Genomic DNA, 22,472 nt, shown 5'->3' on the forward strand with positions numbered 1-22,472 from the left:
GACAACCGCAATTCCGCGCGGTCACAGCATCAGTGACACCACATAGGGCGCAAGGATCGCGGTCAGCAGCGCATTCAACCCCATCCCGATTCCCGCAAAGGCCCCCGCCGTGTCATTCACCTGAAATGCCCGCGCCGTGCCGATCCCGTGGGCGGCCACCCCCACGGCAAAACCGCGCGCCCGCCAGTCGCGGATATGCATCAGCCGCATCAGCGGCGTCACGATCACCGCCCCGATGATCCCCGTCAGGATCACCAGCGCCGCCGTCAGCGTGGGCAGCCCGCCCAATTGCTCGGCAATGCCGATGGCCACCGGCGCCGTGGTGGATTTCGGTGCCAGCGACAGCCAGACCGGCCCCTCGATCCCCAGAACCCGCGCGATCCACAGGGCCGAGACGATGGCCGTCACGGACCCCGCCAGCAGCGCCGCCACCATCGGCAAAAGCGCCCGCCGGATCTGCGCTCGATTGACATACAGGGGAAGGGCCAGCGCGACAGTCGCCGGTCCCAGCATGAAATGCACGAACTGCGCCCCCGCGAAATAGGTCTGATAGGGCGTCTTGGTGACCCACAGCAACCCGCCCAGCAGGACCATCGCCACCAGCACCGGATTGACCAACGGATTGCGCCCGGCGCGCTGCGATAACTGATCCCCGATCAGATAGGCCACCAGCGTGGCCGTCAGCCACAATAACGGTTCGCGGCTCAGATAGGACCAGATCTCGGGCAGGGCGGTCATCCGCGCGGCTCCTCGGTGGCGTCCGCATTCCCGGTCAGCCGCGCCACCGCCACGAAGGTCAGAACGCCCGCGATCAGCGCCAGTGCCGTGCTGATCACCAGCACCAGCAGCAGCGCCGGTCCCGACCCGCCCAGCACGTCCAGATGGCTGATCACCCCGACACCCGCAGGCACGAACAGCAGCGACAGATGCGACAACAGACCCTGCGCCGTGGGCATGACCCGCGCCGCCATCCCCGGCAGCACCAGACACCCCAGCAGCAGCAACGCCATGCCCAGCACCGGCCCCGGCACAGGCAGGCCCAGCCCCCGCGCCAGCGTCTCCCCCAGCAACTGACAGATCAGAAGGATGGCAACGGCCAGGATCATCGCAGCACTCCACAGCGTGTTTGCGCTCATAAGCGCACAGGCAGGGCGGTCGCGCAAAAGGAAAGGTGTTCAGAAAAGATTAACCAATATCGAGTCACATGACGGCATGACACGCTGGATCATGCCTCTTCTTCTTTTGCCCGCCTGCGATGGCGGCAGCCCTCATTTCATGGGCATCCCACCCACGCGGGTCGAGGTGGAGGGAAGCGTCTTTGCCGTCCGCGTCAAGGGCGATCTGGCCGAAGCCGTGCGTACCAACCCGCAATACGCCCCGCGCATGGGCCCTATCGGCGGCCGCGCCGCCCGCGCGATGGAACAGGTCAGCGGATGCACCGTGCGCGAGATCCGCGGCGATCAGGCGCTGATCCTTGGTCTGCTCACGTGCTGACGCTACACAGCGCGGCGGAAACTCACCGATGTCGGCCTGTCATAGCCCGGATGCGCCGTGGTTCCCGTCATCTCGAACCCCAGCGCCGCAAAGGTTGCGTGATTCTCCAGCAATTCCACCCGCGTCTGCAAACTGACCGTCGCCAGACCCAGCGCCCGCGCGCGATCAAGGCTCAGGGCGATCAAGGCTCGCGCCAATCCCCGCCCCCGCGCCGCATGGGCCACGGCCAGCTTGCCCAGATAAAGCGTATCCGCCTGCGGAGTCAGGATCATGCAGGCCAGCGGTCCCGCCTCGCCTTCGATGACCCACAGCTCTGCATCCGCCGCCGCCTGCCGCAACGCCTCGACCCCCATCCGCCCAAGCGAGGAGGGCGGGTCGATCCGTCCCTCCATATAGGCAAAGGCCATCGTCAACAGGGCATGCACCGGCCCCATGTCCTCATCCGGTGCCATGCGGCGCGGCGCGCCTGTCTCCAGCCCTTCAGCCAATCGGTTTCTCCATGAAAACGCTGGTGCCATTGACCGCATAGTCGCCAAACGCGCCGCAGCGCCGGTATCCCTGCGCCGTGTAAAGCGCAATCGCCGCCTCCAGCAGGGTCCCTGTCTCCAGCCGCAGAACGGGCAGCCCCATCCCACGCGCCACCTCTTCCAGATGACACAACAGCGCCCGCGCCACGCCCCGCCCGCGCGCCGCAGGGCTGACGAACATCGACTTCACCTCGCCATAGCCCGCCTTCCGCGCCAGCGCGATGGTGCCCAGCACACCGCCTGCATCCTCGGCCACGAAGAACGAAATCTCGGGCACGCGCAGCGCGTCGATCGACAGGTAATGATTGTCCTCGGGCGGAAAAAGGCTCTCCATCAGGGCATGGCTGGCCTGCAACAACGCCGTGGCGCCGGGTTCGCGCGGGTCGCCCGAACGGATGTGCATCTGCCGCATGATCGCGATCTGTCCTTCGATGTTGCACTGCAGCGTGACGCAGCCGGACAGTGTCTGTCAACGGCTTTGAAAGATGTGCTGGACGCATCAGTCGCCCAATATATTGGGGATAACTCGGCGGAAATCCCCAGATCCGGTGCAACCCCGTTGACTCACGCCCCCCAAGACCCGCAGATTCCCGGATCAAGGGAATCGAAAGGCCGCGCCGTTGCGTTTCACCAAGCTCAGACTGACAGGCTTCAAAAGCTTCGTCGATCCGACCGATCTGCTGATTCGGGACGGTCTGACAGGTGTGGTCGGTCCGAACGGCTGCGGCAAGTCCAACCTGCTCGAAGCCCTGCGTTGGGTCATGGGCGAGAATCGCGCCTCGGCCATGCGCGGCGGCGGGATGGAAGACGTTATTTTCGCAGGCGCTGCCACCCGCCCGGCGCGCAACTTTGCCGAAGTGACGCTTGTGCTCGACAATGCCGACCGACTGGCCCCCGCCGGGTTCAACGACAATGACGCGCTGGAAATCACCCGCCGCATCACCCGCGACGCGGGCAGCGCCTACAAGGTGAACACCAAGGATGTGCGCGCCCGCGACGTGCAGATGCTGTTTGCCGATGCCTCGACCGGGGCGCATTCGCCCGCGCTGGTCCGGCAGGGCCAGATTTCCGAACTGATCAACGCCAAACCCAAGAACCGCCGCCGCATCCTCGAGGAAGCCGCGGGTATCTCGGGCCTCTACCAGCGCCGCCACGAGGCCGAGCTGAAGCTGAACGCGGCCGAAGCGAACCTCTTGCGCGTCGATGACGTGCTGGAACAACTGGCCACGCAACTGGCGCAGCTGGAACGCCAAGCGCGACAGGCGCAACGCTACCGCGCCATCGGCGATGAACTGCGCCGCGCCGAAGGACTCCTGCTCTATCGCCGCTGGAAAGAGGCGGACACCGCCCGCGCCGCGGCCGAGGATGATCTGCGCGCCCGCGTGACCGCCGCCGCTCAGGCCGAAACCACTGCCCGTGCCGCCGGCAAGGACCGCATAGCCCGTGACGACGCCCTCCCCCCCCTGCGCGAAGAGGAGGCCATCGCCAGCGCCGTGCTGCAACGGTTACAGGTGCAGCGCGACGCCCTGACCGATCAGGAAACCCGCGCCCGTCAGACCATCGACACGCTGCGAGGCCGTATCGAACAGCTCACCCGCGACATCGAACGCGAGGCCGGTCTGAACCGCGACGCGGGCGAGACCATCGCCCGTCTGGAATGGGAGGCCCGCGAACTCGCCAAGGCGGGCGAAGGCCATGCTGACAAACTCGACGCCGCCGCCGCCGCCGCCCGCGACGCCGCCGAGGTGCTGCAACAGCGCGAAGCCGACCTCAGCCAGTTGACCGAAGACGTCGCCCGTCTGGCCGCGCGCCACCAATCCGCGCATCGCCTGCTGGAAGACAGCCTCAAGACCCGTGCCCGCAGCGAGGCCGAGGCAACCCGCGCCCGTGACGCGGTCGAAGCCTCCCAAGGCGCGCTGGACGCCGCCATCGCCGCCCTGGAAGAAGCGCAGGCCCAGGAAGAGGCCGCCACCGATCTGGCCGCCCGCGCCGATGAAACCCTGCTCGCCGCCGAAGCCGCCCGCGCCGAAACGCAGGAGCGTGAGGCCGATGTCCGTGCCGAACGCTCCGCCGCCGAAGGCGAGCTGAACGCCCTGCGCGCCGAGGTCACGGCGCTCGCCCGCCTCGTGCAGCGCGACACCGCCGAGGGCGGTCAGATCATGGACCGCCTGCAAGTCGAACAGGGGTTCGAAAAAGCGCTGGGGGCGGCGCTGGCCGATGACCTGCGCGCCCCCGAAGTGGAAGCCGACGGCCCCTCCGGCTGGACAGCGCTGCCCGCCTACGACACACCGCAGCCCTTGCCCAAGGGCGTCACGGCGCTGACCAACCATGTCTCCGTTCCCGATGTGCTCGTGCGCCGCATGGGTCAGATCGGTCTCGTCGATCCAGATGACGGCCCGCGCTTTCAGCCGCTTCTGAAGCCCGGCCAGCGCCTTGTCAGCGTCGAAGGCGATCTCTGGCGTTGGGACGGGTTCCGCGCCTGGGCCGAGGATGCCCCCTCCGCCGCCGCCCTGCGCCTGCAACAGCTCAACCGTCTGGAAGAGCTGAAACAGCAGATGGAACGCGCGACCGCCCGCGCAGATGCCGCTCGCGCCGCCCATGACAACCTGTCCGCCCGTCTGGCCGATCTGACCGCCGCCGATCAGGCCGCCCGTGGAGCACGCCGCGCCGCCGATGCCCGCGTGAACGAGGCGAACCGCGCCCTCAGCCGGGCCGAGGCCGATCGCAACCTCGCCGCCTCGCGCCTAGAATCCCTTGGCCTCGCCGTCACCCGGCATGAGGACGAGGCGATGGCCGCCCGCGCCCAGGTGCTGGAAGCGGAACGCGCCGTCGCCGGGCTCGAAGACCTGTCCGAGGCCCGCGCCGCCATGGAAGACCTGCGCATGACGGTCGAGGCTGCGCGCATCACCATGATGACCCGCCGCTCCGCCCATGATGAAGTCCGCCGCGAAGGCGAGGCGCGCACCAAACGCGCGCAGGAAGTCACCAAGGAACTCTCCGGCTGGCGTCACCGCCTGCAAACCGCCGAAGTCCGCAGCGCCGAACTGGTGGACCGCAAACAGGCCTCGGAAGAGGACCTGCGCGAGGCCAGCGCGGCGCCTGAGGAAATCGCCGCCAAGCGCGAGGAACTCACGGACGCCATCGACACCGCCGAGGCGCGCCGCCGCCGCGCCGCCGATGCCTTGGCCGAGGCGGAAACTGCCCTGCGTGCCGCCGAACAGGCGGAACGCGACGCCGAACGCGCCGCATCCGAGGCCCGCGAAGCCCGCGCCCGCGCCGAGGCCCGTGCCGATGCCGCCCGCGAAACCGTTGCCTATGCCGCCGAGCGGATCGCCGAGGATCAGGAGACGACCCCCGCCCAACTGCTGGAATCCCTTGGGGCCGACCCCGACGCCATGCCTGCCTCCGATATGATCGAGGCTGACGTGAACCGCCTCAAACGCCAACGCGACGCGCTGGGGGCCGTCAACCTGCGCGCCGAGGAAGACGCTGCAGAGGTGCAGACCGAACACGACACCCTCGCCCGCGAAAAGCATGATCTCGAGGAAGCAATCAAGGCCCTGCGCTCCGGCATCGCCAGCCTCAACCGCGAGGGCCGCGAACGTCTGCTCACCGCCTTCGAGCAGGTGAACAGCAATTTCTCGCTTCTGTTCAAACACCTTTTCGGCGGCGGCGAGGCTGATCTGGTGCTGGTCGAATCCGACGACCCGCTTGAGGCGGGGCTGGAAATCATGTGCCAGCCGCCGGGCAAGAAACTCTCGACCCTCAGCCTCTTGTCAGGGGGCGAACAGACCCTGACGGCACTCGCGCTCATCTTCGCCGTCTTCCTCGCCAACCCCGCGCCCATCTGCGTGCTGGACGAGGTGGACGCGCCGCTCGATGACGCGAACGTCACCCGCTTCTGCGACCTGCTCGATGAAATGTGCCGCCGCACCGACACGCGCTTCCTGATCATCACCCATCACGCCGTGACCATGGCGCGGATGGACCGCCTTTTCGGTGTGACGATGCAGGAACAGGGCGTCAGTCAGCTTGTCTCGGTCGATCTGAAAAAGGCCGAGGCATTGGTCGCCTGATCCCACAACCGGGCGGCGCGTCAGGCAAGGCCGCGCCCCCTTTCATCGTTCCCCAAATACTCTAAACTCAACGCCTCCCCAGACGCGCGCTCCCGATCACAGCCGCGACATCAAAGCCGCCGTTGGCCATCCATCCGCAGGCAGACCCAACCGCATCTGTTCCGCCCTGACCGCCGCGCGGGTGCCCGCACCCAGGATACCATCCACCGCGCCCACATCATGACCACGCGCCGCCAGCCTCTCCTGCAACCGCTTCATGCCGTCCTGATCCAGACCCGGATCGGGATTGCCCGGATCGAACACCGGCGCGCCTTCCAGCCGCGTGCCGAAATAGGCGGCGGTCAGCACATAGGTGAAACTCTGGTTCCAGTCGAAGAACACGTTGAAATTCGGATAGGCGACAAAGGCCGGTCCCTTGTGTCCCTGCGGCAGGATCAGGCTTGCCGGCAGGTCCGCCGCCCAGCCGCCTGACCGGGGCTGCACCCCCATCGCCGCCCATTGCGCCACAGGCAGCGCCGTGCCGATCCCCGCCTGTGACCAGTTCATCTCGGCGGGCACCTCCACTTCCTGCAACCACGGCTCGCCCTTGCGCCAGCCGAAATGCGCCAGCATCTTCGCCCCCGAGAGCAAAGCATCCGGCGTGGATGTTTTCAGCCGCACATGCCCATCCCCGTCACCATCCACACCATTCTCGATGATGTCGCCGGGCAGCATCTGCACCATCCCGATCTCGCCCGCCCATGCGCCTGTCGTGGTGGCAGGATCGAAATCATCATTCGCGAACAGCGTCAGCGCATGAAACACCTGCGGCCGGAACAGATCGGGCCGCCTGCAATCATGGGCCAGCGTCACCAACGCATTGGCCGTGTTGAAATCGCCCTGAAAACTGCCGTAATCCGTCTCGAACCCCCAGAAGGCCAGCAAGACCCCGCGCGGCACGCCATATTCCGCCTCGGCCCGGTCAAAGACCGCATCCCATTCCCGCGCTTTGGCCTGCCCCGTCTGCAACCTCTGCGCGCTGATCAACCGGCGCGAAAACGTCGTGAAATCCAGCGTGAACACCCCCTGCCGCCGATCCGCCGCGATCACCGCCGGGTCCTGCCGCACGGGCGCAAAGAACCGCGCCACCGTGTCGGAACTGTGCCCGCGCGTCTGCGCCTCGGCCTTCAGCCCCTCCACGAAATCGCCGAAACTACCGCCACATTGGGCCATGGCAGGGGCCGCCGTCAGCGACAGCAGCGCCGCCACCAGCGAAAGGGTCATCTTGGACATGGGTCACCTTGATTTGATCCGTTTGGCCGGACCCTAGCAGCCCGCCCCTGCAAGTGCGATCACAAGAGCGCCAGACCCAGGGCAAGGCAAAGAACCGCCACCCAGACCGCCCACAGGACACGGACGGCAGCCTCGATATCCTGCGCCATCAGAGGCTTGCGGCCACTGGCATGAACAAAGGGAAAGTCCTGCATCCGCCCGTCATAGGCGCGTGGCCCCGACAGCGCGATGCCCAAGGCGCGGGCCATCGCCGCCTCGGGCCAACCGGCATTGGGCGACCGGTGCAGGCCCGCATCCGCGACGATCCCGCGCCAGTCACGCCACACGCCCTGCGTCAGCGCCATCAGCACCGCCGTGCCGCGCGCGGGCAACAGGTTCAGCAGATCATCAAACCGCGCCGCCGCCCAGCCAAAGGCTTTATGCCGTGGCGTGCGATAGCCGATCATGCTGTCTGCGGTATTGGTGATCTTGTAGAGCAGCAGACCCGGCAACCCCGCCACCGCGAACCAGAACAAGGGCGCCACCACCCCGTCGGACATGTTCTCGGCCGCCGATTCAATCGCCGCCCGCGCGACGGCGCTCTCGTCCATCTGCCCGGTATCCCGGCTCACGATCATTGCCACCGCTGCGCGCCCCTCGGCCAAGCCTTGCCGCAGGCCGTGGGCCACCGCCAGCACATGTTCCACCAGACTGCGCTGTGCGATCAGGATCGCCGCCACGATCACCTCGACCACAGGCCCCAGCGCCGCCAGCGCCGCGCCAAGACCCAGCGCACCCAGCCCCAGCACGACCATCACAGCCACACCCTTCAACCGCCGTGCGGCACCGCGATTGAACCGCGCATCCGCCCAGCCGATCAGCCGCCCCATCAGCACCGCCGGATGCGGCGCGCGTGACCATAGCCAGCGCGGCTCGCCCAGCCACGCATCCAGCAACATCGCCAGAACCAGCGTCACAACACCGCCTCGACCCGCGCCCAATGCTCCGGCGCAGGCAGGCCCAGCCGGATCAGCGTCTTGGACCACGGGAAAATCCGACTCCAGATACGCGCCTCGGCCAGCCGCGCCTGCCATTCTTCCGCGTCATTGACCGCATAAAGCCGGAACAGATCGGTCCCGCCTGCCACGCGCGCCCCGGCCGTGGTCATCAAACCATCCAGCCGGACAGAATCCGCCGCCAGCCGCGCCCGCGTCGCCGCGGCCCAGTCCCGATCCCGCAACGCCGCCGCGCCAATCGCCAAGGCCGGGCCGGAAACCGCCCATGGCCCCATTCCTTCGGCCAGTCGCGCCAAGAGCGACGGATCACCGATCGCGAATCCCAGCCGCAGACCCGCCAGCCCCCAGAACTTGCCGAAACTCTTGAGGACAATCCCGCCCTCACGCGGCAGATGTGGCAGCAGCGACCGCGCCGGGGCCACGTCGCAGAAACTTTCATCCACCACGACCAGTGGCACAGCGTCCAGATCTCGCGGCCCGAACCATCGCCCGTCCGGGTTGTTGGGATGCACGATCACCCGCGCCTGCACCGGGCCGTCCGCTTCGGCGCAAACCTCCCAGCCATGCAGGGAAAAAGCGGCGGCATGTTCGTTGTAGGTAGGCTGCGGAATATGCACTCGCCCCGCCCGGGCCAGCCCGGGTATCCGCGCGATCAGGGCCGAGGCACCGGGCGCCGCCAGCACACCCATGCCGTCAGGCACCTGCCAAAGATCCCGCGCCGCGGCCTCCAGCGCGGCCATCGCCGCACGGTCGGGCAGGGCGGTCCAGGACATGGCGGGCAGCACCACGCGCTCCACCAGCCAGGGACAGGGATTGATCCCCGTGGACAGGTCGATCCACGCCGCGCGGGCCCCGCCGAAACAGGCCACCGCCCCGTCCAACCCGCCGCCGTGATCGCGCACCGGACCCTTGCCTTGCGGCAATCCACCCTGCTGCCCCGCACCCGTCATTTCATAGGACATATGCCACGCTCCTGACTGCGCCCCATCAACCGGATTTGCGCCAAAAGCGCAAGCAGGCGGCCACGCGTTAACAGATCATTCGCTTTCATTAACGCTTTATTAGCTATTCGGGGGCATCACATTGGGGCAGGCCGGCACGCCTTCTCAAGACCGGCGGTCCGGGGTCATCCATGGCCTTGGTGATTCAGTGGGGAATGCATGATCGTGCTGATCGTCGAGCCTTGCCCCGACCTGGGCCGGCTCTGGAAACGTCACGTGGAACGTCAGGGCGCCGAGGTGCATCTGGTGCAGGGGCAGGATGCTGCCTTCGACCTTCTGCGCACCCTCGCCATCGACATGATCGTGCTGGACCTTGTGCTGAAACAGGGCAGCGCCCTGGCGATCTCGGACTATGCCAGCTATCGCCGCCCCAAGGCGCAGGTGATCTTCGTCACCAACACCACCTTCTTCTCGGACGGGTCCATCTTCCTGCACAGCCCCAATGCCTGTGCCTTCCTGCAAAGCGCCACCCCGCCCGAGGATCTGGCGGCCATGGTCATGCATTACAGCCGCGCCAGTTGACCCGCGATCAGCCGCGCCCGTGCGGCGCGTCGAAATCAAGGATCGGGTTGATGGGGATGATCCGGTGCGGATTGATCGTGTCATGGCTGTAATGGTAATGCCGCACGATATGGTCCAGATTGACCGTCTCGGCCACACCCGGCACCTGATACAACTCCCGCGTATAGGCCCAGAGGTTCGGGTAATCCACGATCCGCTTCCGGTTGCATTTGAAATGCAGATGATAAACGGAATCGAACCGCACCAGCGTGGGAAACAGCCGCCAGTCCGCCTCGGTCAGCCGGTCGCCCAGCAGATAGCGGTTCTGCGAAAGCCGCTTTTCCAGCCAGTCCAGCGTCTCGAACAACGGATATACCCCCGCCTCATAGGCCGCCTGTGTGGTGGCAAACCCGGCCTTGTAGACGCCGTTGTTCACCGTGTCATAGATCCGCGCGTTGACATCCTCGATCCCGTCGCGCAGGGCCTCGGGCCAGTAATCGTCCGTGTTCCCGGTCAGGCCGTCAAAGGCCGAATTGAACATGCGGATAATCTCGGAACTTTCATTCGACACGATCGTGCCGCGCTGCGTGTCGTAAAGGATCGGCACCGTCACCCGTCCCGACACCTTGGGATCGGTTCTGGTATAGATGTCGCGCAGGAAGGGCAGGCCGAACAGCCGGTCGCCGGTTGCACCCCGAAAATCCGTGGCAAAGGTCCAGCCATCCGACAGCATCTCGGGATGCACGACCGAAATGCCGATATGATCGGTCAGTCCCTTCAAGGCCCGGAAAATCAGCGTCCGATGCGCCCAGGGGCAGGCCAGCGAGACATAGAGATGATACCGCCCGCTTTCCGCCTTGAACCCGCCCTCGCCACTGGGACCTGCGCTGCCATCCGCCGTCACCCAGTTGCGGAACCCCGCGGTGGAGCGTTCGAATTTGCCGCCCGTCTTGCTGGTATCATACCAGGTGTCGTGCCATTCGCCGTCAACCAGTTGGCCCATCGGTCTGTCTCCTTTGTGTTGCGAGGAACCTAATGCCCCCGGTGCTGTGCGAAAACCCAAGGGTCCGCGCATCCGCCCTGCATCAGCGCACAGCTTGGCAAGGCGCAGAACCCTGCTAGGTTCCCCGGCAAAGGATCGCACATGCCCCTCTTCGACAGCTACATGGTGGTGGACTGGTCCGCCAATGGCACGCCCAAGACCGGGCGCGACAGTATCTGGATCGCGCATCTGCATCCCGGCCAACCCGTCAGGCTGGACAACCCGCCCACGCGCACCGCCGCCATGGCCCGCATCACCGCGACGCTGGAGGACGAATCCCGCCACGGCCGCCGCATCCTTGCCGGGTTCGACTTCGCCTTCGGCTATCCCGCCGGTCTGGCCCAGGCGATGGGGCAGGGGGCCGACTGGCGCGATATCTGGGCCTGGCTGCACGACCACCTGACCGATGGCCCCGACAATGCCAATAACCGCTTCGATCTGGCGGCACGGCTCAACACCTTCTTCCCCAGCGATGGTCCTTTCTGGGGCAACGGTCTGGCCCGCGACATCCCCGGCCTGCCGCGCCGCAAGCCTCAGGGCTGGGGCGACACGCTGCCCGACAACCGCCGTCTGACCGACAGCCTTGCACCCGGCGCGCAGGAAGTCTGGAAACTCAGCGGGGCAGGCGCGGTGGGGGGGCAAAGCCTGACCGGACAGGCCGCGCTGGAAGGCTTGCGCCGCCGATTGCCCGTCTCGGTCTGGCCCTTCGAGGACATCCGCACCGCCCCCGCCGTTCTGGCCGAGGTTTTCCCCTCGCTGATCCCGCTGGATCCGGGCTTGCACAGCATCCGCGATGCGGCGCAGGTCATCGGTCTGGCCCGGACGATGGCCGGATGGGATGCGGCAGGACACCTGTCCGCGATGCTGGACGCCGCCCGCCAGATGCCCGAATCGGTGCGCCGCTTCGAGGCGATGATCCTCGGGGTCGCTCCCGGTCGGTCGTGACAACCTGCCTCACGGCGTCCTGCCGATGGGCCAAAGGCGAAATCAAATGTGGAAAAGCCGCTGAATTCCCTTTTTTCGTGATTTGGTAACGGGATGGAAATGAAATGTCGTCAAAGCTTTACTTGACGATTTTAAACCTTAGCTCATCCTGTGATTGAGAATTGGTAAGGGGGATGCCATGACAACGTTTTTGTCCAAGGAACTGCGCGAAGGTCTGGCCGCGGCCCGCAAGCTCGCGGAAAAGCGAAAAAGCCGGCTGCGCATCGACGTGGACGGCCGGACCTACCCCGTATTGCGCGTCTGGAATGGCGGCTTCGCCATGGACCTTGACGACGCCCCCCATCTGCGCGGGTTGGTGGACCTTTACGATGGCGGACGGCACCTGTCGCAATGCCTCATCGTCGCATCCGAAGCGCAAGAGGATGAGATGTGGTTCGACTTCAAGCGCAGCACCCCGGTCGCTGACCGCGCAGCACTTGACTTCGCCCGCGACGAATCCGCCCCCGTCGCCCTGATCGCCCGCGATTAGGCCCGGCCGCGGCGGGGCGGTTCAACCGCCCCGATCGCCTTATTGCAGATCACCAAAAGCTTTGTGCATCCGCTCCACCGCCTGCTCGACCAGCACGCGCGGCGTGGCCAGATTGAACCGCAGAAACGTCTCGCCCCCCTTGCCGAAGGTCGGTCCGTGATTGGCCGCGATATGCGCGCCCTGTTCCACGCGCCGCGTGAACTCGGCCTGGTCCATCCCCGTGCCCGCGAAATCCACCCATGCCAGATAGGTCGCCTCCAGCGGCATCGACGCAAGGCCCGGGATCGCGTTGATCCCTGCGTCAAACACCCGCCGGTTGCCATCCAGATAGACCATCAGATCATCCACCCAGGCCGCGCCCTCCGGGGAATAAGCCGCCGTCGCCATGAACAGACCAAAGGAATTGGGCGACAGACCCAAACCCATCATCCGCTGTTCGAACTTGGCCCGCAGCGCCGCATCGGGAATGATCACATTCCCTGTGTGACTGCCCGCGATGTTGAAGGTCTTGGTCGTGGCCGTCATCATGATCAGCCGGTCGCTTATGCTGGCGTCCACATTCGCCATCACCGTATGCGTGACCCCCGGAAACAGCAGGTCGTGATGGATCTCGTCCGACACAAGGATCAGATCGTGCCGCTTGGCGAAATCCGCCACGCCCTGCAACTCGGCCCGTGTCCAGACGCGCCCGCCCGGATTATGCGGCGAGCACAGGATCACCATCTTGGCCGTCCCGTCCATCTGTGCGTCATAGGCGTCGAAATCCATCTCGTAACGCCCGTCATTGTTTACCAACGGACATTCAACGACCTTGCGCCCATTCGCTTTGATGACCTTGGCAAACGCGTGGTAAACCGGCGTGAACAGCACCACACCGTCGCCCGGTTGCGTATAGGTATCCACGCACAGCGCCGTCCCGTTCACCAACCCATGCGGCGAAAAGATCCATTCCGGCTGCACTGTCCAGCCATGCCGGTCCTGCATCCACCAGCAGATCGCCGCGCGATAGGCCGCGTCATCCCCGTAATAGCCGTAAACCCCATGCTCCACCATCTGCGCCACGGCCCGCTGGATGCAATCCGGCGCGCGGAAATCCATGTCGGCCACCCACATCGGGATGCCGTCCTGGGCCGGCACGCCATAGAGTGTCTCCATCATGTCCCATTTCACGGAATGGGTGCCGAAACGGTCGATCCTGGTATCAAAGCTCATGCGCGTCTCCTGTTTGCGCGCCAGCCTACCCAGTGGAGTGGCGGCTGCAACGGGCAATTTTGCGCGCAGACGGCCCTTTTGGCCCATTGCACCGTCCGATCCTTCGTCCTATCTGACGGGATATGAGCAAACGCACGATCCTGATCCATCCCGACCCGCGCCTGAAAAAGGTCTCGGCCCCCGTGCCGGACCTCAGCGATGATCTGCGCCGACTGGCCGATGACATGCTGGAAACCATGTATGACGCGCCGGGCATCGGTCTGGCCGCCCCGCAGGTGGGGATCAATGCACGGCTGATCGTGCTGGATTGCGTCAAGGGCGACAAGGAAACCCCGCGCCCCCTGATCATGTTCAACCCCGAGATCGTGGCATCCTCGGACGAAAGCAGCACCTATGAGGAAGGCTGCCTTTCGATCCCCGAACAATATGGCGACGTGACCCGCCCCGCCGAAGTGACGGTGCGCTGGATCGACCGCAACGGCCACGAACAGCAAGAGGATTTCGCCGACCTCTGGGCCACCTGCGTGCAGCACGAGGTGGACCATCTGGATGGCAAACTCTTCATCGACTACCTCACGCCGCTGCGCCGTCAGTTGATCACCCGCAGGATGCAGAAACTGAAACGCGACAGGGCGCGGGTGTGAGCGGGCTGCCGATCCTGCGCTGGCCGGACGCACGGCTCTCCACGGTCTGCGACCCGGTCGGCCCGGATGACGATCTGGGCGATCTGGTCCGCGCCATGTTCGAAACGATGTATGATGCCCCCGGTCGCGGCCTTGCCGCGCCGCAAGTGGGCGTCTTGAAGCGGCTTTTCGTGATGGATTGCGGCTGGAAGGATGGCGATATGACACCGATGGTCTGCATCAATCCCGAAATCCTGCGTGCCGATGGCATGGCCCCCGGCTCTGAGGGCTGCCTGTCGATCCCCGGCGTTCTGGCCGAGGTGATGCGCCCCGAACGTATCCTGCTGCGCTACCGCGATCTCGACGGCGCGGTCCAAGAGGTGGAGCTGGACGGGTTCGAGGCGCGCTGCGCGCAGCATGAACTGGATCATCTTGACGGGATCGTCACCTTCGACCGTCTCTCACCCGAGGCGCGCCGCGTGGTGGAAGAAGCCTATTCCGTCAGCTTTCCGGTGCGCCCCGCGTGACCGCGCGCCGCTGCATCCCATGGCCCGATAAGCGCCTGCGGACGCCTGCGGCCGATGTGCCCGCCATCACCGATGAGATCCGCGCCATCTGGACCGACATGATCGACACGATGGAAGCGATGCCCGGCGTCGGCCTCGCCGCGCCCCAGATCGGCGTGATGCTGCGCCTTGCCGTCGTCGATGCCTCGGACAAGCGCGGGCAGGCCGTGCGCATGGCCAACCCCGAGATCGTCCACGCCTCGGTCCAGCTGCGCGACCACGAAGAAGCCAGCCCCAACCTGCCCGGTGTGTCCGCCACGATCAGCCGCCCCCGCGCGGTCCTCGTGCGCTTCCTCAACGAACTGGGCGAGGTTGAGGAACGGGATTTCGTCGGCCTCTGGGCCACATCGGTGCAGCATCAGATCGACCATCTGGCAGGCCGGATGTATTTCGATCACCTGTCAAAGGTGAAACGCGACATGCTGCTCCGCCGCGCAAGGAAACAGGCATGAGACTGGTGTTCATGGGCACGCCCGAATTTTCGGTCCCGGTGCTGGATGCGCTGGTCGCCGCGGGCCATGACATTGCCGCCGTCTATTGCCAGCCGCCCCGCCCCGCAGGACGCGGCAAGAAGGAGACGCCCACCCCCGTGCATCAGCGCGCGGCCGAACTGGGCTTGCCGGTCCGCCACCCCACCAGCCTCAAGGGGGCAGAGGCGCAGGCGGATTTCGCCGCACTCAATGCCGATGTGGCCGTGGTTGTGGCCTATGGTCTGATCCTGCCGCAAGCGGTGCTGGACGCGCCCAGACATGGCTGCCTGAACATCCATGCCAGCCTTCTGCCGCGCTGGCGCGGTGCCGCCCCCATCCACCGCGCCATCATGGCGGGCGATGCCGAAACGGGTATCTGCATCATGCAGATGGACGCGGGGCTGGACACCGGCCCCGTGCTGCTGCGCGCGGCGACCCCCATCGGACCCGCGGAAACCACAGGCCAACTCCACGACCGCCTGTCCCGGATGGGCGCACGCCTGATCGTCGAGGCCCTTTCCCGGCTGGGTGATCTGGTGCCCGAAGCACAGCCCGCCGACGGCGTCACCTATGCCAGCAAGATCGACAAGGCCGAAGCCGCCATCGACTGGTCCCGCCCCGCGCTTGAGGTGGACCGCCTGATCCGTGGCCTCTCGCCCTTTCCCGGCGCCTGGACCCTCCATGACGGCCAGCGGATCAAACTGCTGGCCTCGCGTCTGGCGCAAGGCACGGGCGCGCCCGGCACGGTGCTGGACGATGCCCTGACCGTCGCCTGCGGCACGGGTGCGGTGCAGCTTTTGCGCTTGCAACGGGCCGGGCGCGGCGCGCAGGATGCGGCAGAGTTTCTGCGCGGCATGCCGCTGTCCAAAGGCACGCAACTATAAGGGTTGAACGATGTTTCCCACGATGATCGGAACGGTGGTGATAGCGGGGATCGTCGGCTATGCCTCGGAAAAGACGGGTTTCACCCATAACGGTTACCTGCAATCGATCATCATTTGCGTCGGCGGGGCGTTCCTCTTTTACTTCGTGCGGATCATGTTCGGTCTCAGCATCGGCACCCCCGGCGTGGACGCGATCCTGTCCTCGATCGGAGCGTTGATTCTGGTCCCGACCCATTGGCGCAAACGATAGGAGGCTGTGATGGCGGTGATCTGGTTGCTGATCATAGGGGCCGCGGCGGGTTTCATCGCCACACGCCTGATGCGGATCGAGGCGGATATTATCACCACCATCGTGATCGGCATGGTCGGCGCGCTGATCGGGGGGCTGGTGCTGCGCGCCCTGCTGGCAGTGATGGGCTTCGGCGCGGGACTGGTGGGCGCGATCCTCGGTTCGCTGTTGCTGATCTGGCTCTGGCAGCTTTACACGGGCCGCAAGTAACGCAACCTGCGCCCGTGGCCGCGTTGCCCTTTGGATATTTTCAGCAAGAAGAAGCTAAAGCGCCCCTGCCGCAGCCGCGAAGCGACGCGCCTCATCGGGGGCAAGGCCCATCTGCTGCGTGGGATCGAAAACCGGGGAAAGATCCAGATCAGGATAAGAGGCGCGCGCCAGATCGGCCAGATCCGCGCCGGTCTCGCCGGCCTTTTTGCTCAGCGCCTTGATCGCCGCCTGCGCGTCAGGCCGGGGCAGATGCGCCGCTAGCGCGAAACTCAACGCCTCGGCATGGATCAGGTTCTGCCCGTCGATCATCGCGCCCAGCATCGCGCGGGGCAAGGGGGCCAGTGTCTGGGACAGGCTTTGTGCGTGAATCAGTGTCGCAGTGGTGGCAAGGCAAAGCTGCGGCAGCACCAGCCATTCGGTGAACCACGCCGCCCCGTCCCGGTCCAGCCGATGCAAGGCCGCGCCCTGCAAGGTGGCCTGCAGCCCCGCCACATGCCGCGCCGTCGCCGCCATGGCCGATGGCGACACCGGGTTCTGTTTCTGCGGCATGGTCGAGGAGGCGCCAGCGGCACCAAGCGAGACCTCGCCAATCCCCGTCTGCGTCAGGATCAACAGATCCTCGGCCATCTTGCCAAGGGCCAAGGCCAGCCGGGCCTGCCAATCGGCAATACGCAGGATCGGCCCGCGGTCACTGTGCCAGCTGCGCGCCGGATCATGCAGGTTCAGCGCCTTGGCCAACGCCTCCCGCGTCTCAAACGCCCTTGGCCCCAAAGCCGCCGATGTGCCCGCCGCCCCCGACAGCGACACCCAGAGCGATGATTGCCGCAACGCAGGCAACTCCCCCACCAGATCAAGCAGCGGCGCGCCCCAATGCGCCACCGTCGCGCCGAAACTGGTGGGTGTCGCGTGCTGCCCATAGGTCCGCGCCGCCATCGGCAGATCGGCATGATCCGCCGCCAGCCGCCCCAGCGCCTTGACCGTGGCCCGCAGCATCTCTTCCTGCAACACCAGCATCTGCCGCAACCGCAGCATCAGCCCCGTGTCGATGATATCCTGCGAGGTCGCGCCCCAATGGGCGTATTGCGCATGTTCCGGCGCCTCCATCGCGGCACGGAAAGCGGCCACCAGACCGGGGACCGAGACACCATTCTGCCCAGTCGGTGCCGCCAGCCCGGCAGGGTCGATCTGCACCTCCATCGCGGCGCGGTGGATGAAGGCCGCCGCCGTTTCCGGGATCACCCCCAGCGCGCCTTGCACGCGTGCCAGCGCGCCTTCGACCAGCAGCATGGCGCGCACCTCGGCCGTGTCGGTAAAGAGCTTGCCCACATCGCCCGCCGGGAAAAGGCGGCTGTATAGAGGGCTGTCGAACACGGATGCGGCCATGGCTCAGCCCTTCGCGATCTGGGTCAGCAGATCGGCCAGACCCTCCGGGTCGGCAAAGAACGGCGAATGCCCCGTCGGCATGGCGTAAACATCCGCGTCCGGCCAGCCCTCCGTCATGGTCCGCTGATACTCGGGCGGGATCGTCTGATCATCATCGCAGCGGATGTAGCTGCGCTTCACGCTGGCATGGGCCGCGCCCAGCCGGATCGGCGTGGCCTGCGGCTTGATCGCCTGAATGCACAGGCGGGGCAGCGCGTATTCCACCGCCTCGGCCGGGCAGCCGTTGTAGAAAAGCCCCGGCGCCTTGGCCAGATCGACGCGGAAAGCCAACCCATCCTCGGTCCGGATCGCGGCATCGGCCATCGGCTGACGCGGCGCTTCCGCGCGCATCTCGACCAGAGATCGCCCATCCTGCGCCGCATAGGCGCACAGATAGATCAGCCGCGCGATCTTGTCCGGGGCCATCTCGGCGGCCAGGGAAATCGGAAAACCCGCCATGGAATGACCAACCAGCATCACGGGCGCGTCGATGGCGTCGACGATCGCCTGCGCGTAACCCTCCAGCGTGATCTCTTGGTAAGGCGTGGCATCCGCCCCATGCCCCGGCAGGTCAATGGCGCGGGCCCTATGCCCCCGCGCCTCCAGCGCCGGAATCAGGTCACGCCAGCACCACGCGCCGTGGCACGAGCCGTGGATCAGAAGAAAGTCAGCCATTCAGATATCCAGAAATACCGTCTCGCCCTCACCCTGAAGACGAATGTCGAAACGATACTGACCCTCACCGGTCCGCTTTGCAATCAACGTCTCAACCCGTGGCCGCTGTTCGATCCGTGCCAGCAAGGGATCGGCACTGTTATCCTCATCCTCGAAATAGATGCGGGTAGACAGGCCGATATTGATCCCGCGCGCCACGATCCACAGGCTGATATGCGGGGCCTGCATCGCGCCCGAGCGATGCCGCACCGCGCCCGGTTTCACCGTGCGCAGGGTGAATAACCCGCTGTCCTTGTCGGCGGCAAAGCGGCAAAATCCGCTGACCGCCGGATCGGCCCCCGCCTGTCCCGCGAAAAGCCCGGCCGCATCCGGTTGCCAGCTTTCCATCATTGCATCGCGCAGCGCCCATCCGGTGCCGTCGATCACAGCCCCCGTGATGGTGATGATCTGCCCCTTGGCCCCCTCCGCAATCGGCGACAGCCCCAGATCCTCAGGGTAAACCCCCGGCAACCCGGCAAAGCTGGGAATGCAGCCGATATGCACATAGGGGCCTGCCGTCTGGGATGGCGTCTCGGTCAGCGTCTCAAGCGATTGCACCATGGCTTACATCCCCTCCAGCTTGTTCTCGAACATGGTTTGTCGCCGCCCGCGCAGCACGATGTCGAACTTGTAGGCCAGAAAATCCAAAGGCCGCGCCCGGCTCATGTCCAGAGGCGCCACCAGACGGTCCAACTGGCTGCGCGCCTTGATCGTCGCGGCAATCGGGCAGCGGTCGATCAGGGGGTCGCCCTCGAAATACATCTGCGTGATCAGGCGTTGCCCGAAACTGTGCCCAAAGACCGAGATATGGATATGCATCGGTCGCCAGTCATTCGCCCGGTTCGGCCAAGGATAGGCCCCGGGCCGGATCGTCAGGAACTGATAGCGCCCCTCCGCATCGGTGATCGTGCGCCCGCAACCGCCGAAATTCGGGTCCAGCGGGGCCAGATAATTGTCCTTCACATGCCGATAGCGCCCGCCCGCATTGGCCTGCCAGATTTCCACCAGAGTATGCGGCACGGGCCGCGCATTCTCATCCAGTACCCGCCCATGCATCAGGATACGCTCGCCAATCGCAGGGCTGCCATCCTTTGAGAAGTTGAGGATCAGGTTGTTATCCAGTGGCCCCAGCAGGGAGTGGCCGAACCGTGGCCCCGTCTCCTCGCTGGGCGTGCTTTCCATCGACAAGAGCGGCCATTTCGGCGAGCGCGGCACGGATGTCTTGTATTCGGGATCGTAGGGAACCGGATGCAGATGCCGCTGGCGCGGGATCAGCGGGCCTTGATCTGTCGTCTCACTCATTCTCTGCCTCCATCTCGGCATAGGTCGCCTTGGCCAGTTTCAGCGCATGATTGGCCCGCGGCACCCCGGCATAGATCGCCACATGCTGAAACGCCTCCAACACGTCGCGCTTGCTGGCCCCCGTCCGGGCCGTGGCGCGGATATGCATCGGGATTTCCTCGAAATTCCCCGTCGCCGCCAGCAGCGCCAGCGTCAGCATCGACCGTTCGCGCAAGCTGATTCCGTCACTGGCCCAGACGGTGCCCCATGCCCCTTCGGTGATCAGCGTCTGGAAGGGTTCGTCAAACGCTGTCTTTGCCGCCTCGGCCCGGTCCACATGGGTATCGCCCAGAACCTTGCGGCGCACCTGCATGCCCTTGTCGAACCGCTCAGACATGACCCACATCCTGCATGAACTTGGTCAATACGGCGGCGTATTCTTCGGGCTGCTCGACACAAGGCAGATGCCCCGCCTTGCGGATCAGATGGAACTGCGACCCGGGGATCAACTCCACCGTCTCACGCACCAGATCGGGCGGCGTCGAACCATCGTCAGACCCGGCAATCCCCAGCGTCGGCAGGCGCAGGCCCGAAGTCGGCGTGTAGAAATCCGTCCCCGAAATCGCCGCAGAACAGCCGATATAGCCCTCTGCCGGTTGCCGCACCAGCATGTTGCGCCAGGCGTGGAATGCGTCCGTCTTGCGGAAGGGCGCCGAAAACCACCGCTCCATGATCGCATCGGCCAAAGCCTCGATCCCGCCCGCGCGGACCGCGGCAATCCGGTCATCCCACATCGCCGGCTGACCGATCTTGGCGCCGGTGTTCGACAGAACCATTGCCCGCACCAGATCCATCCGTTTCACGGCCAGACCCTGCGCGATCATCCCGCCGATGGACAGGCCCACAAAAAGCGCGTCCCTGACCTCCAGATGATCCATCAACCGTTCCACATCACGCACCAATGTGCCCATGGCATAGGGCGCAGGCGTCAGTTCCGACAGCCCATGCCCCCGCTTGTCATAGCGGATGTATTTCAACCCCTTGGGCAGTAGCGGCAGCACCTGATCCCACAGGCGCAGGTCGGTGCCCAGCGAGTTTGCGAACACCACAGGCCGCCCCGACAGGTCGCCGTCGATACGGTAGTGAAGCTTGATATCCCCCAGATCGGCTATACGCATCAGTATGGTAACCCCACATAGTTTTCCGCCAAGGCGCGCTGCGCCGCGACAGAGGTTTCCAGATAGTCCAGCTCCGCCTCCTGCATGCGCTGCTCAAAGGGCGACTGGTCCGGGAACCGGTGTAGCATGGTCGTCAGCGACCATGAAAACCTTTCCGATTTCCAGACGCGGGCCAAGGCGCGTTCCGAGTATTTCGTCACACCCTCATCATCGCCCTGATAATACTGGATCAGCCCCTCATGCAGATAATGCACATCCCCGATGGCAAGGTTCAGACCCTTGGCCCCCGTGGGCGGCACGATATGGGCCGCATCACCAACAAGGAACAACCGCCCCCATCGCATCGGTTCGGCCACGAAAGACCGCAAGGGTGCGATGGATTTCTCGATCGACGGACCTGTCACCAGCGCCTCTGCGGCATCCGCCGGAATCCGGCGGCGCAATTCATCCCAGAATGCCTGATCCGACCATTGATCCAGACTGTCCGTCACCGGGCACTGCACGTAATAGCGGCTCAGATTCGCGTTCCGCATCGAACACAGCGCAAAGCCGCGCTCATGGTTGGCATAGATCAGCTCATGGCTGACAGGCGGCGTCTCGGACAGCACACCCAGCCAGCCGAACGGATAAACCCGCTCATATTCGCGCAGCACATCGGCGGGAATCTCTTTGCGGCAAGGACCGTGGAACCCGTCGCAGCCAGCCACGAAATCACAGTCGATCCGGTGCACTTTGCCATCTTTCATATAGGTGACGTATGGCGCATCGGTATCAAGATCATGCGGCTTCACCGCCGCCGCCTCATGGATCACCACACCACCCGCCTTGTCGCGCGCCGCATAAAGATCGCGCGTCACCTCGGTCTGGCCGTAAACCATGACCTGCTTGCCGACCAAGGCATCAAAGTCGATGCGAAACCCCCGGTTCCGCGCCGCCAGATAGGTGCCGCCATGCACGAATCCCTCGGTATCCATGCGCGCACCGACCCCTGCCTTGCGCAGCATCTCGACGCTGCCCCATTCCAGAACGCCCGCGCGGATGCGGCTTAGCACATAATCGCGGGTCTGGCGTTCCAGAACCACCGTGTCGATTCCGGCATTGTGCAGCAGCTGTGACAGCAGCAGGCCCGACGGACCCCCGCCGATGATGCAGACCTGTGTGCGCATGTGACCTCTCCCCTGTTCGCGAGGGAAGAGAAGCAAAAATAGTTTACGCTGTCAATTAAAATGGCGCATGCAGAA

The 22,472-nt window shown here is 65.4% G+C and carries 27 protein-coding genes; 11 read left to right on the top strand and 16 right to left on the bottom strand.

The genetic code is table 11. The features are described from left to right. Positions 1-21: 21 nt before the first annotated feature. Together PVW27_RS16400 and PVW27_RS16405 are read right to left on the bottom strand one after the other, a co-directional pair. Positions 22-738: an LrgB family protein gene (locus PVW27_RS16400; protein WP_274559598.1), complete on the bottom strand. Its 717-nt coding sequence runs from the start codon at positions 736-738 to the stop codon at positions 22-24. Beyond that, complete coding sequence (locus PVW27_RS16405; protein WP_274559599.1) at positions 735-1,106, bottom strand: CidA/LrgA family protein; 372 nt, start codon at positions 1,104-1,106, stop codon at positions 735-737. Before PVW27_RS16405 ends, PVW27_RS16400 begins: the two co-directional genes overlap by 4 nt. A 106-nt stretch (positions 1,107-1,212) precedes the next feature. Here PVW27_RS16405 and PVW27_RS16410 point away from each other — a divergent pair, with 106 nt between their 5' ends. Next, positions 1,213-1,494 carry a hypothetical protein gene (locus PVW27_RS16410; protein WP_274559601.1) on the top strand — a complete coding sequence of 94 codons (282 nt, stop codon included), beginning with the start codon at positions 1,213-1,215 and terminating at the stop codon, positions 1,492-1,494. 2 nt (positions 1,495-1,496) lie between these two features. Here PVW27_RS16410 and PVW27_RS16415 read toward each other — a convergent pair whose 3' ends face one another. Further along, a complete protein-coding gene (locus PVW27_RS16415) occupies positions 1,497-1,946 on the bottom strand; it encodes a GNAT family N-acetyltransferase (protein WP_274559711.1) in 450 nt (149 codons plus the stop codon). 28 nt (positions 1,947-1,974) lie between these two features. Continuing rightward, a complete protein-coding gene (locus PVW27_RS16420; RefSeq protein ID WP_274559603.1) occupies positions 1,975-2,433 on the bottom strand; it encodes a GNAT family N-acetyltransferase in 459 nt (152 codons plus the stop codon). 208 nt (positions 2,434-2,641) lie between these two features. Between PVW27_RS16420 and smc the strand changes: the two genes are divergently transcribed. Next, entirely contained in the window at positions 2,642-6,097 is a 3,456-nt protein-coding gene (smc, locus tag PVW27_RS16425) for a chromosome segregation protein SMC (protein WP_274559605.1), read from the top strand. A gap of 96 nt (positions 6,098-6,193) precedes the next feature. On the opposite strand, the gene PVW27_RS16430 is transcribed toward smc, so the two are convergent. From PVW27_RS16430 to PVW27_RS16440, 3 genes are all read right to left on the bottom strand, one after another. Next, complete coding sequence (locus PVW27_RS16430) at positions 6,194-7,360, bottom strand: lytic murein transglycosylase (RefSeq protein ID WP_432762089.1); 1,167 nt, start codon at positions 7,358-7,360, stop codon at positions 6,194-6,196. Positions 7,361-7,428: 68 nt separating this feature from the next. Further along, entirely contained in the window at positions 7,429-8,325 is an 897-nt protein-coding gene (gene cbiB, locus PVW27_RS16435) for an adenosylcobinamide-phosphate synthase CbiB (RefSeq protein WP_274559609.1), read from the bottom strand. Next, entirely contained in the window at positions 8,322-9,314 is a 993-nt protein-coding gene (locus PVW27_RS16440; RefSeq protein ID WP_274559713.1) for an aminotransferase class I/II-fold pyridoxal phosphate-dependent enzyme, read from the bottom strand. Before PVW27_RS16440 ends, cbiB begins: the two co-directional genes overlap by 4 nt. A gap of 210 nt (positions 9,315-9,524) precedes the next feature. Here PVW27_RS16440 and PVW27_RS16445 point away from each other — a divergent pair, with 210 nt between their 5' ends. Further along, positions 9,525-9,887, top strand: coding sequence for a response regulator (locus tag PVW27_RS16445; protein ID WP_274559611.1), 363 nt, complete (start codon positions 9,525-9,527; stop codon positions 9,885-9,887). Between the two features lie 7 nt (positions 9,888-9,894). Here PVW27_RS16445 and PVW27_RS16450 read toward each other — a convergent pair whose 3' ends face one another. After that, positions 9,895-10,869, bottom strand: coding sequence for a glutathione S-transferase family protein (locus PVW27_RS16450; RefSeq protein ID WP_274559613.1), 975 nt, complete (start codon positions 10,867-10,869; stop codon positions 9,895-9,897). Positions 10,870-11,010: 141 nt separating this feature from the next. On the opposite strand from PVW27_RS16450, the gene PVW27_RS16455 reads away from it, so the two are divergent. Next, the gene (locus tag PVW27_RS16455) at positions 11,011-11,853 is read left to right on the top strand and encodes a molybdopterin guanine dinucleotide synthesis (RefSeq protein WP_274559615.1); all 843 of its coding nucleotides are present in this window, start codon (positions 11,011-11,013) and stop codon (positions 11,851-11,853) included. A 178-nt stretch (positions 11,854-12,031) separates the two neighbouring features. Next, positions 12,032-12,382: a hypothetical protein gene (locus PVW27_RS16460; protein WP_274559617.1), complete on the top strand. Its 351-nt coding sequence runs from the start codon at positions 12,032-12,034 to the stop codon at positions 12,380-12,382. A gap of 39 nt (positions 12,383-12,421) precedes the next feature. Here the strand turns inward: PVW27_RS16460 and PVW27_RS16465 are convergent, their stop codons facing one another. After that, positions 12,422-13,594: a MalY/PatB family protein gene (locus PVW27_RS16465; protein WP_274559619.1), complete on the bottom strand. Its 1,173-nt coding sequence runs from the start codon at positions 13,592-13,594 to the stop codon at positions 12,422-12,424. 122 nt (positions 13,595-13,716) lie between these two features. On the opposite strand from PVW27_RS16465, the gene def (PVW27_RS16470) reads away from it, so the two are divergent. Genes def (PVW27_RS16470) through PVW27_RS16495 form a run of 6 tightly spaced genes read left to right on the top strand, consistent with a single transcriptional unit; the run spans position 13,717 to position 16,636 of the window. Then, positions 13,717-14,238 (top strand): peptide deformylase, encoded by a 522-nt coding sequence (gene def / locus PVW27_RS16470; RefSeq protein ID WP_274559621.1) that lies wholly within the window; start codon positions 13,717-13,719, stop codon positions 14,236-14,238. Then, positions 14,235-14,744: a peptide deformylase gene (gene def, locus PVW27_RS16475; protein ID WP_274559623.1), complete on the top strand. Its 510-nt coding sequence runs from the start codon at positions 14,235-14,237 to the stop codon at positions 14,742-14,744. Before def (PVW27_RS16470) ends, def (PVW27_RS16475) begins: the two co-directional genes overlap by 4 nt. Continuing rightward, positions 14,741-15,235 carry a peptide deformylase gene (gene def / locus PVW27_RS16480; protein ID WP_274559625.1) on the top strand — a complete coding sequence of 165 codons (495 nt, stop codon included), beginning with the start codon at positions 14,741-14,743 and terminating at the stop codon, positions 15,233-15,235. The genes def (PVW27_RS16475) and def (PVW27_RS16480) overlap by 4 nt, the downstream gene beginning before the upstream one ends. Then, positions 15,232-16,137, top strand: a complete 906-nt coding sequence (fmt, locus tag PVW27_RS16485; protein WP_274559627.1) for a methionyl-tRNA formyltransferase — start codon at positions 15,232-15,234, stop codon at positions 16,135-16,137. Before def (PVW27_RS16480) ends, fmt begins: the two co-directional genes overlap by 4 nt. A 10-nt stretch (positions 16,138-16,147) precedes the next feature. After that, positions 16,148-16,387, top strand: a complete 240-nt coding sequence (locus tag PVW27_RS16490) for a hypothetical protein (protein WP_274559629.1) — start codon at positions 16,148-16,150, stop codon at positions 16,385-16,387. A gap of 9 nt (positions 16,388-16,396) precedes the next feature. Then, positions 16,397-16,636, top strand: coding sequence for a GlsB/YeaQ/YmgE family stress response membrane protein (locus tag PVW27_RS16495; RefSeq protein ID WP_274559631.1), 240 nt, complete (start codon positions 16,397-16,399; stop codon positions 16,634-16,636). A 54-nt stretch (positions 16,637-16,690) separates the two neighbouring features. Here the strand turns inward: PVW27_RS16495 and PVW27_RS16500 are convergent, their stop codons facing one another. Genes PVW27_RS16500 through pobA form a run of 7 tightly spaced genes read right to left on the bottom strand, consistent with a single transcriptional unit; the run spans position 16,691 to position 22,397 of the window. Continuing rightward, the gene (locus PVW27_RS16500; RefSeq protein WP_274559632.1) at positions 16,691-18,019 is read right to left on the bottom strand and encodes a lyase family protein; all 1,329 of its coding nucleotides are present in this window, start codon (positions 18,017-18,019) and stop codon (positions 16,691-16,693) included. Between the two features lie 3 nt (positions 18,020-18,022). Further along, positions 18,023-18,733, bottom strand: coding sequence for an alpha/beta fold hydrolase (locus PVW27_RS16505; protein WP_274559634.1), 711 nt, complete (start codon positions 18,731-18,733; stop codon positions 18,023-18,025). Then, a complete protein-coding gene (gene pcaG / locus PVW27_RS16510) occupies positions 18,734-19,333 on the bottom strand; it encodes a protocatechuate 3,4-dioxygenase subunit alpha (RefSeq protein WP_274559636.1) in 600 nt (199 codons plus the stop codon). 3 nt (positions 19,334-19,336) lie between these two features. Then, positions 19,337-20,074, bottom strand: a complete 738-nt coding sequence (gene pcaH, locus PVW27_RS16515; protein ID WP_274559638.1) for a protocatechuate 3,4-dioxygenase subunit beta — start codon at positions 20,072-20,074, stop codon at positions 19,337-19,339. Next, positions 20,067-20,450 carry a 4-carboxymuconolactone decarboxylase gene (gene pcaC / locus PVW27_RS16520; protein WP_274559640.1) on the bottom strand — a complete coding sequence of 128 codons (384 nt, stop codon included), beginning with the start codon at positions 20,448-20,450 and terminating at the stop codon, positions 20,067-20,069. Before pcaC ends, pcaH begins: the two co-directional genes overlap by 8 nt. Next, positions 20,443-21,231 (bottom strand): 3-oxoadipate enol-lactonase, encoded by a 789-nt coding sequence (pcaD, locus tag PVW27_RS16525; RefSeq protein WP_274559642.1) that lies wholly within the window; start codon positions 21,229-21,231, stop codon positions 20,443-20,445. Before pcaD ends, pcaC begins: the two co-directional genes overlap by 8 nt. Then, positions 21,231-22,397, bottom strand: coding sequence for a 4-hydroxybenzoate 3-monooxygenase (pobA, locus tag PVW27_RS16530; protein ID WP_274559644.1), 1,167 nt, complete (start codon positions 22,395-22,397; stop codon positions 21,231-21,233). The genes pcaD and pobA overlap by 1 nt, the downstream gene beginning before the upstream one ends. Positions 22,398-22,472: the final 75 nt, after the last annotated feature.

This window comes from Seohaeicola sp. 4SK31 (assembly GCF_028802875.1).
GTDB lineage: Bacteria > Pseudomonadota > Alphaproteobacteria > Rhodobacterales > Rhodobacteraceae > Seohaeicola.

What these genes read in the sequence shown, in the direction of transcription:
- PVW27_RS16495 (WP_274559631.1), top strand. Translation starts at nt 16,397, where the DNA reads ATGGCGGTGATCTGGTTGCTGATCATAGGGGCCGCGGCGGGTTTCATC.
- PVW27_RS16430 (WP_432762089.1), bottom strand. Translation starts at nt 7,360, where the DNA reads ATGACCCTTTCGCTGGTGGCGGCGCTGCTGTCGCTGACGGCGGCCCCT.
- PVW27_RS16400 (WP_274559598.1), bottom strand. Translation starts at nt 738, where the DNA reads ATGACCGCCCTGCCCGAGATCTGGTCCTATCTGAGCCGCGAACCGTTA.
- PVW27_RS16455 (WP_274559615.1), top strand. Translation starts at nt 11,011, where the DNA reads ATGCCCCTCTTCGACAGCTACATGGTGGTGGACTGGTCCGCCAATGGC.
- def (WP_274559621.1), top strand. Translation starts at nt 13,717, where the DNA reads ATGAGCAAACGCACGATCCTGATCCATCCCGACCCGCGCCTGAAAAAG.
- PVW27_RS16420 (WP_274559603.1), bottom strand. Translation starts at nt 2,433, where the DNA reads ATGCGGCAGATGCACATCCGTTCGGGCGACCCGCGCGAACCCGGCGCC.
- PVW27_RS16415 (WP_274559711.1), bottom strand. Translation starts at nt 1,946, where the DNA reads ATGGCACCGGATGAGGACATGGGGCCGGTGCATGCCCTGTTGACGATG.
- pobA (WP_274559644.1), bottom strand. Translation starts at nt 22,397, where the DNA reads ATGCGCACACAGGTCTGCATCATCGGCGGGGGTCCGTCGGGCCTGCTG.
- pcaH (WP_274559638.1), bottom strand. Translation starts at nt 20,074, where the DNA reads ATGAGTGAGACGACAGATCAAGGCCCGCTGATCCCGCGCCAGCGGCAT.
- pcaC (WP_274559640.1), bottom strand. Translation starts at nt 20,450, where the DNA reads ATGTCTGAGCGGTTCGACAAGGGCATGCAGGTGCGCCGCAAGGTTCTG.
- PVW27_RS16405 (WP_274559599.1), bottom strand. Translation starts at nt 1,106, where the DNA reads ATGATCCTGGCCGTTGCCATCCTTCTGATCTGTCAGTTGCTGGGGGAG.
- PVW27_RS16440 (WP_274559713.1), bottom strand. Translation starts at nt 9,314, where the DNA reads ATGACGGGTGCGGGGCAGCAGGGTGGATTGCCGCAAGGCAAGGGTCCG.
- PVW27_RS16500 (WP_274559632.1), bottom strand. Translation starts at nt 18,019, where the DNA reads ATGGCCGCATCCGTGTTCGACAGCCCTCTATACAGCCGCCTTTTCCCG.
- PVW27_RS16460 (WP_274559617.1), top strand. Translation starts at nt 12,032, where the DNA reads ATGACAACGTTTTTGTCCAAGGAACTGCGCGAAGGTCTGGCCGCGGCC.
- PVW27_RS16505 (WP_274559634.1), bottom strand. Translation starts at nt 18,733, where the DNA reads ATGGCTGACTTTCTTCTGATCCACGGCTCGTGCCACGGCGCGTGGTGC.
- PVW27_RS16450 (WP_274559613.1), bottom strand. Translation starts at nt 10,869, where the DNA reads ATGGGCCAACTGGTTGACGGCGAATGGCACGACACCTGGTATGATACC.
- PVW27_RS16490 (WP_274559629.1), top strand. Translation starts at nt 16,148, where the DNA reads ATGTTTCCCACGATGATCGGAACGGTGGTGATAGCGGGGATCGTCGGC.
- pcaD (WP_274559642.1), bottom strand. Translation starts at nt 21,231, where the DNA reads ATGCGTATAGCCGATCTGGGGGATATCAAGCTTCACTACCGTATCGAC.
- pcaG (WP_274559636.1), bottom strand. Translation starts at nt 19,333, where the DNA reads ATGGTGCAATCGCTTGAGACGCTGACCGAGACGCCATCCCAGACGGCA.
- PVW27_RS16410 (WP_274559601.1), top strand. Translation starts at nt 1,213, where the DNA reads ATGACACGCTGGATCATGCCTCTTCTTCTTTTGCCCGCCTGCGATGGC.
- PVW27_RS16445 (WP_274559611.1), top strand. Translation starts at nt 9,525, where the DNA reads ATGATCGTGCTGATCGTCGAGCCTTGCCCCGACCTGGGCCGGCTCTGG.
- PVW27_RS16465 (WP_274559619.1), bottom strand. Translation starts at nt 13,594, where the DNA reads ATGAGCTTTGATACCAGGATCGACCGTTTCGGCACCCATTCCGTGAAA.
- fmt (WP_274559627.1), top strand. Translation starts at nt 15,232, where the DNA reads ATGAGACTGGTGTTCATGGGCACGCCCGAATTTTCGGTCCCGGTGCTG.